This window comes from Paralcaligenes ginsengisoli (assembly GCF_054781135.1).
This window is the reverse complement of record NZ_BAAGUZ010000002.1, coordinates 303,640-319,819: the sequence shown is the minus strand read 5'-3', so window position 1 is coordinate 319,819 and position 16,180 is coordinate 303,640. Positions and strand designations below refer to the sequence as shown.

Genomic DNA, 16,180 nt, shown 5'->3' with positions numbered 1-16,180 from the left:
GTCGCGTATCATTGACCTTTCCTTCACCTGTTACCCGCGATGTCTCCTGGCCATACCCTCGCCACTGGTTTGAATGCAATGCAACGCGAGGCCGTGCTGTATCTGAACGGCCCGTGTCTGGTACTGGCGGGAGCGGGCAGCGGCAAGACGCGGGTAATTACACAGAAAATCGCGTATCTTCTGCGCGAATGCGGCTATATGGGGCGGCATATCGTGGCGCTGACCTTCACCAACAAGGCGGCCCGCGAAATGAGCGAACGGGTCAAAACACTGGTTGATTCCAAACTGGCCAAAGGCCTGACCATCAGCACTTTTCATTCCCTGGGCGTGCGGTTTCTTCGTGAAGAGGCGCAACTGTTAAGCCTGAAGCCCCAGTTTTCGATACTCGATGCGAATGACGCACTGGCGATTATCCAGGAAATGCTGGCCACGACCGACAAGGGCCGTTTGCGTACCGTCCAGCAAATGATTTCCTTGTGGAAAAATTCCCTCATGGATCCGGATGCAGCCGAGCGCGCTGCCGCGACCCCCAACGAGATCGAAGCAGCCAAAGTCTATCGCAGCTATAACGCTACACTCGCGGCCTATCAATCGGTGGATTTTGATGACCTGATTCGCCTCCCGGCTCTTTTGCTGGAACAAAACCAGCAGGTGCGCGAGCGCTGGCAGGCGCGTGTGCAATATTTGCTGGTGGACGAATACCAGGACACGAATCTGTGCCAGTACCGGTTGGTGCAATCGCTGACCGGACAGCGGGCCATGTTTACCGCCGTAGGCGACGACGATCAGGCGATCTACGCCTGGCGCGGCGCCACGGTCGAAAACCTGGCCAAGCTGACGACCGATTACCCTGCCCTGAAAATCGTCAAGCTCGAGCAAAATTACCGTTCGGTACAACGCATTCTGTCGGCGGCCAACCAGGTCATCGGTAAAAATCCCAACCTCTTTGGCAAGAAGCTGTGGTCCGACCTGGGGGTGGGCGAGCCCATCCAGGTTACTCCCATGGAAAGCGACGAGGCCGAGGCCGAGTCGATTGCGGTAAGGATATCTGCGGCGCGTTTCGAGCGTCGGGCCGAATGGCGGGATTTTGCCGTGCTGTATCGCAGCAACCATCAGGCCCGCGTGCTGGAACAGGCGCTGCGGAATTTGCGCATCCCCTATACGATTTCAGGCGGGCAGAGTTTCTTCGAGAAAGCTGAAATACGCGATATCCTGGCCTATCTGCGCCTGGTCGCCAACGATGACGACGACCCCGCTTTCATCCGCGCCGTGACCACGCCGCGACGCGGGATAGGGCAGGTAACTTTGCAAACCCTGGGGCAATTTGCGGCGGAACGGCAAATTTCCCTGTTTTCGGCACTGTTTGAAATCGGCTCGACCGAGCGTCTGGGGGCGAAACAGCTGGAGCCATTGCAGGTATTTGGCGCTTTCATACAGCGTATCCAGTGGCGCGCCGGGCGCGGCCGGGCCGGCGAGGCGGTGACGTCCGCCGAGGCCGCGGGGCCGATACTGGACGATCTATTGAGCGCAATCCAGTACGAACGTTACTTATATGACACGCTTGAAGAGCGCCCGGCACAGACGCGCTGGCAGAATGTGCTGGAACTGGTCGGCTGGCTGAAACGCAAAGCCGAGGAAGACGGCCTGAACCTGTTTGAGCTGGTGCAGCATGTGGCCCTGGTCACGATGCTGGAGCGCGGCGAGGATGAAGAGCCCGATGCGGTCAAGCTGTCGACCCTGCATGCGTCAAAAGGCCTGGAGTACCCGCATGTCTACCTGGCGGGCGTAGAGGAAGGCTTATTGCCTCATATGGGGCGCGACGAGGAAGACGGCGATCCGGCCAAGGCGGCCGAGTCGCTGGCGCAGCGCATACAGGAAGAGAGGCGCCTGATGTATGTGGGTATTACCCGTGCGCAGCGCAGCCTGCACCTGACCTGGTGTAAAAAGCGGCGCCGGGCGCGCGAAGATGTGGTGCGCGAACCTTCGCGCTTTATCGATGAAATGGGCTTGGGCGAATTGAAGCTGCAGGAAGATCCCGAGCTTCAGGCGCTCAGCCCCAAGCAGCGCCTGGGCATGCTCAAGGCCCTGTTGAGCAAGGCTTGATCGGGGTAAGCGCATACTATAAAAAAAACCTGCCGCTAAAGGCAGGTTTTTACGATCACCAGGATCAGTTTTTATCGAAAACCGGGCTGACCCTTGCGAGGCGAAGCACGACTTACCACTGCGATCCCATGTAGAAGCTGCTGCGGGCGCGGGCTTCAGACATGGCTTTGTTCACTTCCGTGCAAAAATCCATGAAGTCGATGAAACCTTCCTTGGCCTTGGTAAATACATTCTTGACCACGGCAATAATCGAAACCGGCTCGTTGCAGCTGAGTGCATCGCGCATAAGGTTGCGCTCAAGCGAGTCGCTTAAACGAGTGTATTGGTAGTAAGTAATGCTGGACATGCTGGTCACCTGCTTTATAGGTTGTACTGACAGATGTCATTATAGGGTAAACCCTAATCGATAGTCAAGGGTTTTCCCTAATACGTTTTGGGACGTTGCAAATACTCTACTTTTCGAATCCCGGTTTAGGTGCAGCTGCGTTCGGCCAGGGCCTTTCAGGATCCCTCTATCACTATATAGAGGGTGGATTGGTGGGCCAGCCAGGCAGTTTTGAAAAATTCAGATAGCGGGCGGCCGCGGCAACCCGCTCAATCGCGGTCGGAGCGGATCCTGCGGAAATTCGCGGCACCCAGCCCAGCAGAGGTGCGTCGATGCGCAAGGCCAGCGCGGCGACAGTGGCCTCGCTGTTGAGCAGGTCCGGGTCGACCGTATTGGCGACCCAACCGGCCAGGGGCAAACCGCGCGCCGCGATGGCTTCCGTCGTCAATAATGCATGGTTGATGGCGCCAAGGCGCAGGCCGACGACCAGCACCACGGGCAAGCCTAGTTGCCGAGCAAGGTCCGCCGTGTCCATGGTGTCGTTCAGCGGTACCCGAAAGCCTCCCACTCCTTCGACCACGACGGCGCCGGCGAGTGCGGCAATCCGTTGATAACATTCGAAAATAAGTGGTAGTTCGATAGGGTGGTTTTCCAGCTTTGCGGCGATATGCGGCGCGGTGGGCTGGTGCAGCAGGTACGGCGTTGCCAGTGCCGGCGGCAGCGACACGCCGGCGTGCGCCGCCAGCGCATCCGCATCGTCGTTATGCCAGGCGCCATCTCGCCATTCCGCGCCGGCGGCGACCGGTTTCATGCCGGCTGCCGCGACACCGGCCGCGGCCAGCGCGTGCAATAGGCAACTGGCGATCAGCGTTTTGCCGATCTCCGTGTCGGTGCCGGCCACAAAATAAGCGCATGCGGGGCTATTCATGGCCGATCGCGCTTTCGAATACAGAAGCCGTGCGGGCTGCCAGGATATCGCATTCGGCGTCGTCCAGAATATAAGGCGGCATGAGATAAACGGTGCGGCCGATCGGGCGCAGCAGCAATTCGTTTTGCAGCGCATGGGTGAAAAAGCGGCGGGAAAATCGGCTTGCCGCCGCATCGTCGATCACCGCGTCGAAGGCCCAGATCATGCCGCGCTGGCGAAAATTGCGCACTCGATCGTGATGGGCCAATGGCTGCAGCGCGGCCGTCAGCCGCTGTGCCCGCGCGCGATTGGCATTGAGGACATCGTCTTCGTCAAAAATCGCCAAGGTTGCCAGCGCCGCGCGGCAGGCCAGGGGGTTGCCGGTATAGGAGTGGGAGTGCAGGAATCCCCGGGCCGTGTCGGCATCGTAGAACGCCTGGTAAATCGCATCGGTGGTCATGACCAGCGACAACGGCAGATAACCGCCGCTGATACCCTTGGACAGGCAGACGAAGTCGGGCCAGACCGCTGCTGTTTCGGGGCTTGCGCCGCACGCTTGCTCGGAAGCGAAAAAAGTCCCCGTACGGCCGCAGCCCACGGCGATCTCGTCAAAAATCAGATGGACTTCGTACTTGTCGCACAAGGCCCGTGCCTGCGCCAGATACACCGGGTCGTGCATGGCCATGCCGGTGGCGCATTGCACCAGGGGTTCGATAATCAGGGCGGCAATATGGGTGCTGCGTTGCTGCAGCAATAATTCCAGTGCGTGGGCCGCGCGGTATGCCACATCGGCGGCTGTTTCGCCTTTTTGCGCGGCACGGGCATCGGGCGACATGGCCACGTGCGCCCCGTGCAATAGCGGGCCGTACGCATCCCGGAACAGGGCGACGTCGGTAACCGCCAGCGCGCCTATGGTTTCGCCGTGATAGCTGCCCTGAAGACAGATGAACTCCCGCTTTTCGCTGTGGCCGGCATTGCGCCAGGCATGAAAGCTCATTTTCAGCGCAATCTCCACCGCCGAGGCGCCGTCCGAAGCATAGAAGCAATGGCCCAGCGCATGGCCCGTCAGCGCCGCCAGCTTTTCGGACAGGCGTATCACCGGCTCGTGGGTCAAGCCCGCCAGCATGGCGTGCTCGAGCTTGTCGAGCTGATCTTTCAATGCCGCGTTGATGCGCGGGTTGGCATGGCCGAACAGATTGACCCACCATGAGCTGATCGCATCCAGGTAGCGCTTGCCATCCGAACCATATAGCCATGCGCCCCGACCGTGGCTGACCGGCACCAGCGGTACCGATTCGTGATGCTGCATTTGCGTGCAGGGGTGCCAGACACTATGCAGGCTGCGTTGCACCATGTCCGACTGCGATTCCGATTGCGTGTATTTATCCATAGTGCTTGGCGAGCGTGTGCAGCCCGTTGATAAGCCGGTCGATCTGCTCGGCCGTATGCGCGGCCGACAACGAAATGCGCAATCGCGCGGTTTTTTTCGGTACCGTCGGCGGCCGTATTGCGGGAACCCAGATGCCTTGTTTATGCAAGCCTTCCATCAGATCCAGCGCGAGTCGATTGTCTTGAACCACCAAAGCCTGAATGGGCGTTTGCGAAGGCAGCACAGGCCAGCTCAAGCTTGCCAGCCCGGCGCGCAGCCGCGCGATCAATTGCCGCAAATGCTGCCGCCGCCACTCCTCGGTGCGCACCAGCTCTAGCGAGGCCAATAGCGTGGTGGCCAGCAAAGGCGGGCTGGCGGTGGTGAATATATAGGTGCGCGCCCGTTGCAGCAGCCATTCGATCAGGCTTGCGTCGCCGGCGACAAAGGCGCCGTAGACGCCGGCGGCCTTGCCCAAGGTTCCCATATACAGGATGCGCGGTGATGCCAGGCCGAAATGCGCCAGGCTGCCGCGTCCCTGCGGCCCCAGCACGCCAAAGCCATGGGCATCGTCCACCAGTAGCCAGGCGTCGTATTTTTCGCATAAGGCCAGCAATTCCTGCAACGGCGCAATATCGCCATCCATGCTGAACACGGCATCACTTATCACCAGTTTTCGTGGGCTGGCGTTTTTTTTCAGCAGGTATTCCAGCCGTGCGACATCGGCGTGCGGGTAAATCCTGAACTGCGCCCCGGACAGCCGCGCGCCATCGATCAGGCAGGCATGGTTCAGGCGATCTGAAAATATCGTATCTCCGGGGCCGGCCAGGGCCGGGATGATACCCAGGTTGGCCATATAGCCGGTCGAAAAATGCAAGGCGCGCGGCGCACCGACGAATTCGGCCAATGCGGTTTCCAGATCCTCGACGGCGCGTGTGTGGCCGCTGATCAGTGCGGAGGCGCCGGCACCCACGCCGTAGGCATCCAGCCCCGCATGCGCGGCGGCAATCAAGGCGGGGTGATTGGCCAATCCCAGGTAATCGTTGCTGCAGAATGCCAGATACGGCTTGTCGCCGACATTCAATATCGGCCCTTGAGGGCCTTCGACCGTCCGGCGCCTGCGCAATAGCTGGCGCTCTTGCAATTGCGTCAATTGATCGCCGATCTGAGCCATCAGGTCAGGCATGCGATACCTGTTCTTGCGATGCCTGTGTCTTGGATCGGCATTCAAAGCGCAGCGGCAACTGGTTCAGGCTGCGGTATACCGCATTGAGTCCCCAGGACTGGACGTCGCCAGCCAACCGCAGTTTCGGCAAACGCCGCATTACACTGCGCAGCGCTATCTCGGCTTCCAGATACGTCAGCGTTGCTCCCAGGCACACATGCGGGCCATAACCGAAAGACAGGTGCGAGCCTTCATTGCGTGTGATGTCGAGTCGATCGGGCGCGCTGAATTTGGCTGGGTCGCGATTGGCCGCGCCGATCAGCGGAATTACCAGCTCGCCCTTTTTCATCAGCCGGCCGTGCATTTCCACATCGACCTTGAGGCGGCGGCCGGTGTACTGCACCGGACTGTCAAAGCGCAACAGCTCTTTCAGCGCCGAGGGCAACAAGGACGGCGTCTGTTGCAGCAACTGCCATTGCCGCGGATGTGCCAGCAGCGCCAGCATGCCGTTGCCCAGCAGGTTCCGGGTTGTCTCGTGGCCCGCAAACAGCAAGGTGCAGCACTGGGCCAGCAGTTCCTTGGAGGTAGCGATCCCGCCATCGGCCTCTGCCACGATCAATTGGCTGATGAGGTCGTTGCGGGGTCGCAGGCGGCGTTGAGCCAGCAGGCCGCGAAAATAGTCGCTCATGGCCATCAGGCCGGCCTGGGCGCGCCGGGCGGTTTCGATGCTTGGCGTCGGGCTGCCGATAAAGCCGGCGATATCGTCGGACCATGCCACGAAGTCGTTGCGATCGGCCGCATCGATCCCCAGCATGGCGGCGATTACCAATGCCGGCAGAGGCCTGGCGAAATCGTGCATGAAGTCGAATTGTGTTGTTTCAAAGGAGCCCTGCGTTTCCGTTTCGCCTGACTGAACCCCGGTGATGATCTGATCCAGCAGGCCATCCGCGATGGCCTGAATCTGCGGGATCAATGCCTGCAACGCCGCGGGCTTGAAGCCTGCGCTCATGATCTGCCGCAGGCGCGCATGCCGTGGGGCGTCAAGAAACAATATCGAACGAGCGAAAATGCGCTTGAAGGCGCGCAACTCGTTCCTTGCCTCCAGCCCGCTGCTATTGACCCAGCCGCCGGCACGGCGCACCGAGAAGCGCGGGTCGCGCAATACGCTTGCCACATCGGCGTGTCTGACCAATAGCCATGCGCCGCCGCAGAACTCCCTATTCCAGTGCAGCGGTCCGGCCGCATGCAAAGCGCGGTAGGCTGGGTAGGGATCGTTGAGGAATTCACGATTGATCATGCCGGGCCTTTTGATGCGGTTCTCCGACTTTGCCGTGCCAGGCGACGAAGATTCGCATCGGTTTTTCGTAAGCGGGTGGGGCGCTGGTGCGTGGCATGACAGGCTGTCTCTGGCGTGTTCGGTTATGGGCGGATATATTCTAGGACCAAACCTGTTTGGCCAGACAGCGGGGTTGCATTTGCATTCAATGCCGTGCCGGATGCCAGTTTGAAACTTTTAATTGAGAGTTAGTGCACAATAGTCGCTTTAACCGGACGATCTGCGAACCACTATGTCTTTACGCCCCGCCCCGCTAACTGGAATTCGTGTTTTAGACCTTACCCGTGTCCTGGCCGGGCCGTGGTGCACGCAGAACCTGGCCGATCTGGGGGCCGAAGTCATCAAGATCGAACGCCCCGGTTCGGGAGACGATACCCGCAGTTGGGGGCCTCCGTACGTCAAGGATCAGAACGGCCATGACACCACCGAAGCGGCCTACTATGCCTCGGCCAACCGCAACAAGCTGTCGGTGGCACTGGATATGTCCACCAAGCAAGGCGCCAGCCTGATTCGCGAACTGGCCCTGCAATGCGATATCCTGGTGGAAAATTTCAAGGTGGGCGGGCTGCGCAAGTACGGCCTCGATTACGACAGCATCAAGGCCATCAATCCGGCCTTGATCTATTGTTCCATTACAGGGTTCGGCCAGACCGGCCCCTACGCGAGCCGGCCCGGCTACGATTTCATGATCCAGGGCATGGGCGGGCTCATGAGTATTACCGGCGAGCGCGACGATCTTCCAGGCGGCGGCCCCCAAAAAGCAGGCGTGGCGGTGGCCGATCTGATGACCGGCATGTATTCCACCGTGGGCATTCTGGCTGCCTTGCACGAGCGCACCCGCAGCGGCCTGGGCCAGCATATCGATATGGCTTTGCTGGATTGCCAGGTGGCCATGCTGGCAAACCAGAATCTGAACTACCTGACCACCGGCGTGGCACCCAGGCGGGCCGGCAATGCCCATCAAAACCTGGTTCCGTACCAGGTCTTCGCCGCCACCGACGGTCATTTGATTGTAGCGGTGGGCAACGATAGCCAGTTCCGGGCGTACACCCAGGTGATCGGTCGCCCGGATCTGGCCGCCGATGAGCGCTTCAAAACGAATCCCGGTCGGGTCATCAATCGCGAGGTGCTGGTTCCCATGTTGGTCGAGGCCATGAAAGGGCAGGCGCGCGACTACTGGCTGGCCGAGCTTGAAAAGGCGGGCGTTCCGGCCGGGCCGATCAACACTATCGATCAGGTTTATCAAAACCCCCAGGTCCAGTCGCGCGGCATGCACATGTCTTTGCCGCACGGCAGCGCCGGGCATGCGCCGGTGGGGGCAAGCCCTTTGCGGCTTTCAGGCAGCCCTGTCAATTATCGCCATGCCGCCCCCTTGCTGGGCGAACATACCGAGCAAGTACTGCGTGACCGCCTGGGGCGCTCGGACGAAGAGATCCGCCAGTTGATCGGCAGGCCGTAGGTGGTCGGCATGGCCCGTTTACGGCAATGCGTGCATGGAAACTGGGCTATCGTTGAAGAACAGAATTATTGTTAATTTTGCGCCCCAGCGTGGGCGCGAGGCGTTGGGAGTGAATTCAAATGAAGAATATTAAAGTCATAGGCATAGTCGGCGCAGGAGCGATGGGGCGTGGAATCGCCCAAATCGCCTCCCAGGCCGGCTACGAAGTCCTGTTGTTCGACCTGAATGCCGAAGCCGTCGCGGCGGCTCGGGATAATCTGAAGCAAACCTGGGACAAACTGTCGGGCAAGGGGAAAATTGCCCCCGAACTCGCCGCCGCATCGCTGGCGCGCGTCCAGGCGTGCACCGATCTGCATTCCATGAGTCGGGCCGATTTGGTCATCGAAGCCGTGGTAGAGCGTCTGGACGTCAAGTGCGAGCTGTTTCAAAAACTTGAAAGCATCGTGCCGGAAGATTGCCTGCTGGCCTCCAACACCTCGTCTCTGTCCATCACCTCCATCGCCGCCGCCTGCGTACGGCCCGACCGGGTATTGGGATACCACTTCTTCAATCCGGTGCCGCTGATGAAGGTGGTCGAAGTGATCGACGGCTTGCGCAGCGACCCCGCCGCGGGCGATGCGCTAATGGCGCTGGCCCGCGATATGGGGCACACGCCGGTACGCGCCAAGGATATGCCGGGTTTTATCGTGAATCATGCCGGCCGAGGAATGAACATCGAAGGCTTGCGACTGGCCCAGGAGGCGGTGGCGCCGTTTTATCAGGTGGATGCCATCATGCGCGAGCAGGCTGGTTTTCGCATGGGGCCTTTTGAACTGCTCGATTTGACCGGGCTCGATGTTTCGCACCCCGTCATGGAGTCGATTTACCGGCAGTTCTATGACGAGCCCCGATTCCGTCCCTCGCCGATCACGGCCACACGCACTGCGGGCAGGCTGCTGGGGCGCAAGGTGGGCGAAGGCTTTTATACATATCCGGACGGCCGTAAACAGGTTCCTGCCGAGCCGGCGGTGCCCCCCACGGTGGGCGGCTTGAAAGTCTGGCTGGCTCCTTATCATTCGGCGGGACACAAGCGCGCTTCAGCCTTGTTGAAAGAGCTGGGCGTCAATGTCATCGCCAGCGACCATCCTCCCGTCGATGCCCTGATCGTGGTAACACCCTTCGGCGAAGATACCGCCACGGTGATCGGCTCGCATCAGCTCGATGGCGAGCGCACGGTTGCCCTGGACACCTTCTTTGGCCTGGAGCAGGGCAAGCGCCGTGTATTGATGTGCTCGCCCGCTACCCAGCCCAAGTGGCGCGATGCGGCGCACGCCCTGTTTGCGTCCGATGGCACGGGTGTTTCAGTCATCGACGATTCGGCGGGTTTTGTGGCGCAGCGCATAGTGGCCACCATCATCAATGTCGCGGCCGATATTGCCCAGCAAACGATTGCCACACCGCATGATATCGATTTGGCCGTCTCGCTGGGCTTGGGCTACCCCCAAGGCGGGCCATTGTCGATGGGTGATAGCCTGGGCTCGGCGCATGTGCTGGAAATCCTGCGCGCCATGTATCGCGTCACGGGCGACGACCGCTACCGTGCCAGCCTGTGGCTGCAGCGTCGTGTACAACTGGGTTTGTCGCTGCGCGCCGAGCCCGTCTGCAAGGCGCGGTAGCCGGGCTTTCAGGTCCATGGGGGCCACGCTCCGGCGGCTTGGCCCCGGAAAGCAAAAAGCCGCTACGAAGAAAAGTAGCGGCTTTTTGCCGGGTGACTCATTGGCCCTCGCGGGCGGCCTTATTTGGCGGCGTGCACCATGTATTCAACAGCGGCATGCATTTCAGCATCGGTGGCTTGCGAGCCGCCGCGCGGGGGCATGGCGCCGATGCCATGGATGGCATTCTGAACCATAGCGTCGATGCCGGTGGCGATGAACGGCGCCCAGGCTGCCTTGTCGCCAAACTTGGGCGATCCTGCCGCACCCACCGCGTGGCAGGCGAAACATACTGCTTTGTAGAGTTTTTCGCCGGCTGGATCGATAGCGGCTTCGGCGGCGGGGGCCGCTGCAACCTTGGCAGCTTCAGCTTTAGGGGCCGGCGCGGCGGCGGGTGCCGGTGCTGCGGCGGCTACTGCAACAGGCTTGGCTTCGGCTTGCTTGGCTTCGGGGGCGGGAGCCGCAGGTTCTTTGAACGATGCGCCCGACTTGTTGGCCATGTAGGCGATTGCCCGGGCTACTTCATAATCGCTAAGCGAAGGATTGCCGCCCTTCGGAGGCATGGCGCCAATGCCGTGTATGGCGTTTTTGATCATGGCATCGTAGCCAGTCTTGATGAACGGAGCCCAGGCGGCGTGATCGCCGACTTTCGGGGCGCCGGCCGCACCGGCAGTATGGCAGGCGGTACAGGTCGAGTCGAAAACCTGCTGCCCGGTCTTGAACACCTTGGGCGCGTTGGCGTCGACCAGGTCGAAGCTGGCGACAGGCTTGATGCGGGCCTCGATGGCGGCGGGCGTGAGCGTGTCGGATCCGGCGCCGACCTTGTTGCCGGAGGTGACCAGATTGGCCAGCATGATGATAAGGATGATCGGGATCAGGAACGCCAGAACCACAGTCACGATAAGCTGTTTGGGGGTTTTTATGAGGCCTTCGTGGTCCTCTATAGTTTCTTCAATATGCTCTTCGGTGTTGTTCATGGTCGAATCCTGCGTGTACGTGATTCAAGGCGCTTCGTGGCCTGATGCTCGTTACTATGGTTGAAAGACAGAGGCAAGCAGCGTTTACGTGCTTTTTCACCACCCAAGTCCGCGATTATACCGAGACTACTGCTTAAATGCAGAATTGCGCTTCTTTTGAATACATCCCGCAGATCGGGAGGGTGCGGGAGGGCGTAAAAAAGCCGACATGAAAACACGCTACAATGACGTCCCCTGCGCCCGTAGTTCAATGGATAGAATGAGAGTTTCCGAAGCTCTTGATACAGGTTCGATTCCTGTCGGGCGCACCACTTCTCGAATCACAGCGCCGCTCAGCATTAGCCAGGCCCAAGCAACATGCTTTTGATGGCATCCGAAAATAGCTCGGCCATGGTCTGTATGGTATCGGGCCGGTAGTTCGGGCGCGTATAAAAGAACTTCATCCGGAAGCACCCATCCATCAGGTAGGCATACACGTGCAGGTGGTAATCGGCAAGGTTCTGTGCGGCCACCGTATCGGGCAGGTCCATGAGCGCGGGGGCGGGGGGCAGGAACAGGCTGCCATCGTAATTGTCCTCCCAGACGTCGCCGATATACTGAAACAGTGTTTTGACCTGGTCTTGCCTGGCCAGCTCCCTGGCGCGTGGATCGTCGCTGAAATAGCGCAGAGCGCTATGCCCCAGCCCATTGTCGGGAATGGCGCGATATTGTTCCGATACGGAAGACAGGGCCCGCGCGGGCGATAGCCCCTGGTCGGTCAAGGCTGATTCCAGCCTGACGGTGATCGGGGTATGGGTAATGAACCATCCTACCGTGCGCGATACATCCATTTCAGGGATGCAGGTTTCCCGGCCGTGCGCGACTTTGTGGAAGATCAGGCTTTTCTGGCCGGATATCCGGTGCGCGGTAATCGCCAGCGCGGCAACGATGGCATGTACCAATGTGGCCTGGAAGGCGCCTGCCCAGTGCCGGCGCGCCTGATTCACCTGGGCCTGGTCCAGCACCTGGAAGGCATGCGCTTGTATGTCGCTTTGCAGGGCCGCGGCGTTGGGGGCGTCTTCGGGAAACTCGGCCGTGTCGCGTGCCTGCTCCAGCCAGTAGTCCAGTTGCTGCGCCGCCTGGCCTTGCCTGGCGTAGTCGATCACGCCTTCCACCCAGGTATGGAAAGGGGTCGTCTTATGCGGGAACGCCGGCTCGCGGCCTTCGCTGAGCGCCGTATAGGCTGTGCGCAGGTCTTCCAGCGTGACTTGCAGGGAAATGGCGTCGCTGACCAATTCGTGCATGGTAAAGAAAAAATGATGATCGAGGCTGGCAGGGTCTTCAAAGAAGGCAGCCCGAATGACCGGCCCTCTTGCGATATCCAGGCTGTCGTGCAGCTGTTGAACCTTGGTATCGATGAAGGCCAGCCGGGTGGGGGCATCTGCGTCGGGGACCGTGAAATGGTCGACGGGAATCGTATAGACGTCGTCGCTTGATGCGAAGTGCTGGGTATAGTTGCCCTGCGCGTCCGGCTCAAACCTGAGCCGGATCGCATCATGCTGCTGTATCACCCGGCGCAGGGCGCTTTGGAGCGTGGGGATGTCCAGGACATGTCCGCAGCGCGCAATGAAGCCGACATTGAATTTGTTGGGGTTGGGTTTGGCCCAGCTGAAGTAGTAGCGCTGCATCGGGCTGAGAGGCAGCGTGCCCTGCGGCGTCTTCGTATCGGTGGATTTGGCTGTCGGGGCGTTTTCCGCATGCCTGGCGAGCGCGGAAAGGATGGGATGTTGATAGAGGTCGCGCGGGCTCAGGAAAAATCCGGCAAGGCGTGATTTCGTGCATACCCGTGCAACCAGTATGGAGTCGCCGCCCACGGCGAAGAAATCGTCGTCGATATCAATGCTGCCGTGCCCCAGCACTTCCTTCCAGATGGCAAGCAGCACTGTTTCCGTGGGAGTGCGGCCGACCTGGACAGCGTCTTCGACCGCAGAGAATTGTGGAAGCCGAAGACCATTGCGATCGAGCTTTCCATTGGGCAGTTGCGGCAATTGTTCTATATGGATGAAGCGCGACGGTACCATATAGGCGGCAAGGCTTTGGGACAGGAAAGACCGTAATTCGCTTGCGATGACTGCGGCGGGTTCGGTGCCGGGGCGTGTCTCGTAGAAAGCGACCAGTTGTTTGCCTGCCGCGCCGTCCAGGCCCGCGACGGCACAAGCCCGGATGGCCGGATGTTTGGCAAGGGCGGTCTCTACTTCGCCTGGCTCGATGCGTACGCCCCGGATCTTGATCTGGAAATCGCTGCGGCCCAGGTAATGCAGCGTGCCGTCCACCTCTTGGCGTACGATATCGCCGGACCTGAACAGCTTCGCGTGCTCGGGGTCGGCGGAATGATTGAAAGGATTGGCGATGAACTTTTGCGCGGTCAGGTCGGGGCGGCGAAGGTACCCCAAGGCCAGCCCGGGGCCGGACACATGGAGTTCGCCCGGTTCGCCGGCATTGACGGGTTCCAGCTTGTCGTTCAACACATGGACTTTCATGCGGCCTATGGGGCGTCCGATGGAAGCAACTTCTTCTTCCTGCTCGCTTCGTTCAATCTCAGAGCATGTTGCGTCGGCGGCCATTTCGGATGAGCCATAAAGATTCAGCAGGACGGCATTGGGCGCAAGCTGCGCAGCTTGGCCCGCCAGCTTGCCGGTCAGGGCTTCTCCCGAGGATGTAAGGTAGCGCAAGGACGGCAGATCGACGTCCGTTTGTGCGTGGGCTTCGAACAGGGCCCCCAGCAGCGAAGGCACCGCCACCAGCCTGGTCGCTTGGCTTTCCGCCAGTAAGGACAACAAGGCCTGGGGGTCGTGCGCGGTCGCGTCATCGACCAGGACGCCAGGTATGCCTTGCAGCAGGCCGCCGAAGGTTTCCCAGACGGAATCGACGAAGTTCAAGGAGGTTTTCAGGCAGGCGAGTTCCTGGGCGTTGAACGGATAGGATTCCCACATCCAGACAAAGCGGCTGAGCATGGAGCGATGCGTACCGAGCACGCCTTTGGGTGTCCCGGTGGAGCCGGATGTATACACCACATAGGCCACGGGGTCGACGGGATCGGCTGTCACGTTGGGTAGGGGGCTTGTGCTGGGCGATACCTGGGCGACATCGATCCACTGGGCATCCGTCCTGCCTCCCAGGCCCGACGATGATGCCTGCTTGCCGACAGCGCATACGATGGGCGCCGCGGTGTCTTTCAGCATGAATTCGAGACGGTCCATAGGATAGGCGGGATCGAGCGAGACCCATGCGGCGCCCGCTTTCATGATGCCCAGCATCGCGGCCACGGCTTCGATGCTGCGCGCAAGATGCAGGCCGACGATAAGCGGAGCGTGGGTGGCCTGACTGGCAGGCGCGTCCCCCAGCCGCCGGTGGATGTCATGCGCAATGCCGTTGGCCATGGCATCCAGTTCGGCGTAAGTCACCTGGGTATTGCCACTGATCAGGGCAACTGCCTGTGGCATGCGGCCAGCCATGGCCTCGAACATGCGGTGCAGCAGATCGGGGGGGTTCGAGCTTGAGGTCTCTGACATGGCGGGTTCTTTATGGCTTGGTTTGGGCTAGGCGGCTGGCGGGAAGCGACATGGCTATGGCACTTGCCGCCATGGCCGCGAAAGCGAACAGGAACGGTGCGATGGGGCTGATGCCGCTGAGTGCGCCGCTTGCGATAGAAGCCAGGCCCCATACGGCGGCATTGATCGAAATGGTGATGCCGAGAATCCAGCCCTGCTGCTGCTCGTCGACCGTATGGGTGAACAGCACAATGATGGCGCCGTAGGCCACAGATACCAGGACAGCAATAGGTACGGCGATAATCATTTGCACCAACATGCTGTGCGTGGCGATGGACACCGCGATGAGCGCGGCTGTGCCTCCTAGCCCGCACAGGGACAGCCGCCGGGCGCTGACATGGCGCTGGAGGAAAGGCAGGACGACACCGTAAGCCAGGCAAAAGCCTATACCCAAGGCACTCATCAACAGCGATACCGTACCCGTGTCTTCGTTGAACCGCGTAATCAAAAGACTGGGCAGGAACAGGAAGTACGTGCCCCAGGCAAACTGCATCAAGCCGAAAATGATGGCCAATCGCTGTATGGCGGGCGTGCCCCAGGCGCGGCGGAAACCGTGCACGCCCATGAAGAGGTCAATTTTATTCGCCGGTGCTCTTGAGACCGGCGGTTCCTTGAACATATAGCAGAACAGCGCAAGTACTGCCATGGCCAATGCGGCCGTCAGGAGGAAGGGCAGGATGAAATCCGATGCCTGTACGAGGCTGTCATGCGACAGGGAGCCCCCGATCAGCGGGCCAAGTATGAATCCAATGGAAGATACCAACAGACATATATTCAGGGCCAGGGGCCGTTTTTGGGGCGGGGCATTGTCTACCGCCGCCGCCTGGGCCACCGCCTGGCTGCCCGCCGTGGCGCCGCCGATGATGCGCCCCAGGATGAGAAGCCAGATCAGATTGAACGCAATGGCGCCGGCAATCAGAAGGAAGCTTGCCGCAATTCCGATCAGGCACAAAATAAGAATCCGCCGTCTGCCGAGCCGGTCTGACAATTCACCGAGCACCGGCGCCATGTACAGCATGATCAACTCGTAAATCCCGATGGCAAATCCGTACACCATGTAGCGTATGGCAAGGTTGTCGCCGCCCATGAGCAGAGGCGGTTCGTCGAGCAGCAGGGCGGCCAGGGTCGGGATCACGATGGTGTAACCCGTACTGTCGATCAGTATGATGAGAAATAGCGGTGTTAGCTGGCTCAGACTGACGGCGGATTTGCGCACAATGCCTCCTTGGGTCGTTCTGCCTTCAAAGCTTTAAAAAAATTC

11 protein-coding genes and 1 tRNA gene are annotated in these 16,180 nt (G+C 60.3%); 4 read left to right on the top strand and 8 right to left on the bottom strand.

What is annotated here, in order from left to right; genetic code table 11:
- The first annotated feature begins 39 nt into the window (after positions 1-39).
- Positions 40-2,103: a UvrD-helicase domain-containing protein gene (locus ACYVIS_RS01640; protein ID WP_460873091.1), complete on the top strand. Its 2,064-nt coding sequence runs from the start codon at positions 40-42 to the stop codon at positions 2,101-2,103.
- A 112-nt stretch (positions 2,104-2,215) separates the two neighbouring features.
- Here the strand turns inward: ACYVIS_RS01640 and ACYVIS_RS01635 are convergent, their stop codons facing one another.
- From ACYVIS_RS01635 to ACYVIS_RS01615, 5 genes are all read right to left on the bottom strand, one after another.
- Positions 2,216-2,449 (bottom strand): hypothetical protein, encoded by a 234-nt coding sequence (locus ACYVIS_RS01635; protein ID WP_460873090.1) that lies wholly within the window; start codon positions 2,447-2,449, stop codon positions 2,216-2,218.
- Positions 2,450-2,621: 172 nt separating this feature from the next.
- Positions 2,622-3,356 carry a dethiobiotin synthase gene (bioD, locus tag ACYVIS_RS01630; protein WP_460873089.1) on the bottom strand — a complete coding sequence of 245 codons (735 nt, stop codon included), beginning with the start codon at positions 3,354-3,356 and terminating at the stop codon, positions 2,622-2,624.
- The gene (bioA, locus tag ACYVIS_RS01625; protein ID WP_460873088.1) at positions 3,349-4,725 is read right to left on the bottom strand and encodes an adenosylmethionine--8-amino-7-oxononanoate transaminase; all 1,377 of its coding nucleotides are present in this window, start codon (positions 4,723-4,725) and stop codon (positions 3,349-3,351) included. Before bioA ends, bioD begins: the two co-directional genes overlap by 8 nt.
- Complete coding sequence (gene bioF, locus ACYVIS_RS01620) at positions 4,718-5,887, bottom strand: 8-amino-7-oxononanoate synthase (protein ID WP_460873087.1); 1,170 nt, start codon at positions 5,885-5,887, stop codon at positions 4,718-4,720. Before bioF ends, bioA begins: the two co-directional genes overlap by 8 nt.
- A complete protein-coding gene (locus tag ACYVIS_RS01615) occupies positions 5,880-7,163 on the bottom strand; it encodes a cytochrome P450 (RefSeq protein ID WP_460873085.1) in 1,284 nt (427 codons plus the stop codon). The genes bioF and ACYVIS_RS01615 overlap by 8 nt, the downstream gene beginning before the upstream one ends.
- Positions 7,164-7,434: 271 nt before the next feature.
- Between ACYVIS_RS01615 and ACYVIS_RS01610 the strand changes: the two genes are divergently transcribed.
- Positions 7,435-8,661, top strand: coding sequence for a CaiB/BaiF CoA transferase family protein (locus tag ACYVIS_RS01610; RefSeq protein WP_232742286.1), 1,227 nt, complete (start codon positions 7,435-7,437; stop codon positions 8,659-8,661).
- A gap of 119 nt (positions 8,662-8,780) precedes the next feature.
- Complete coding sequence (locus tag ACYVIS_RS01605; protein ID WP_460873084.1) at positions 8,781-10,316, top strand: 3-hydroxyacyl-CoA dehydrogenase; 1,536 nt, start codon at positions 8,781-8,783, stop codon at positions 10,314-10,316.
- A gap of 119 nt (positions 10,317-10,435) precedes the next feature.
- On the opposite strand, the gene ACYVIS_RS01600 is transcribed toward ACYVIS_RS01605, so the two are convergent.
- Complete coding sequence (locus ACYVIS_RS01600; protein WP_232742288.1) at positions 10,436-11,329, bottom strand: c-type cytochrome; 894 nt, start codon at positions 11,327-11,329, stop codon at positions 10,436-10,438.
- A 236-nt stretch (positions 11,330-11,565) separates the two neighbouring features.
- Between ACYVIS_RS01600 and ACYVIS_RS01595 the strand changes: the two genes are divergently transcribed.
- A tRNA-Arg gene (locus tag ACYVIS_RS01595) sits at positions 11,566-11,640 on the top strand.
- A 27-nt stretch (positions 11,641-11,667) separates the two neighbouring features.
- Here the strand turns inward: ACYVIS_RS01595 and ACYVIS_RS01590 are convergent.
- Together ACYVIS_RS01590 and ACYVIS_RS01585 are read right to left on the bottom strand one after the other, a co-directional pair.
- Entirely contained in the window at positions 11,668-14,880 is a 3,213-nt protein-coding gene (locus ACYVIS_RS01590) for an amino acid adenylation domain-containing protein (RefSeq protein ID WP_460873083.1), read from the bottom strand.
- A 10-nt stretch (positions 14,881-14,890) separates the two neighbouring features.
- Positions 14,891-16,135, bottom strand: coding sequence for an MFS transporter (locus ACYVIS_RS01585; RefSeq protein ID WP_460873082.1), 1,245 nt, complete (start codon positions 16,133-16,135; stop codon positions 14,891-14,893).
- Positions 16,136-16,180 lie beyond the last annotated feature (45 nt).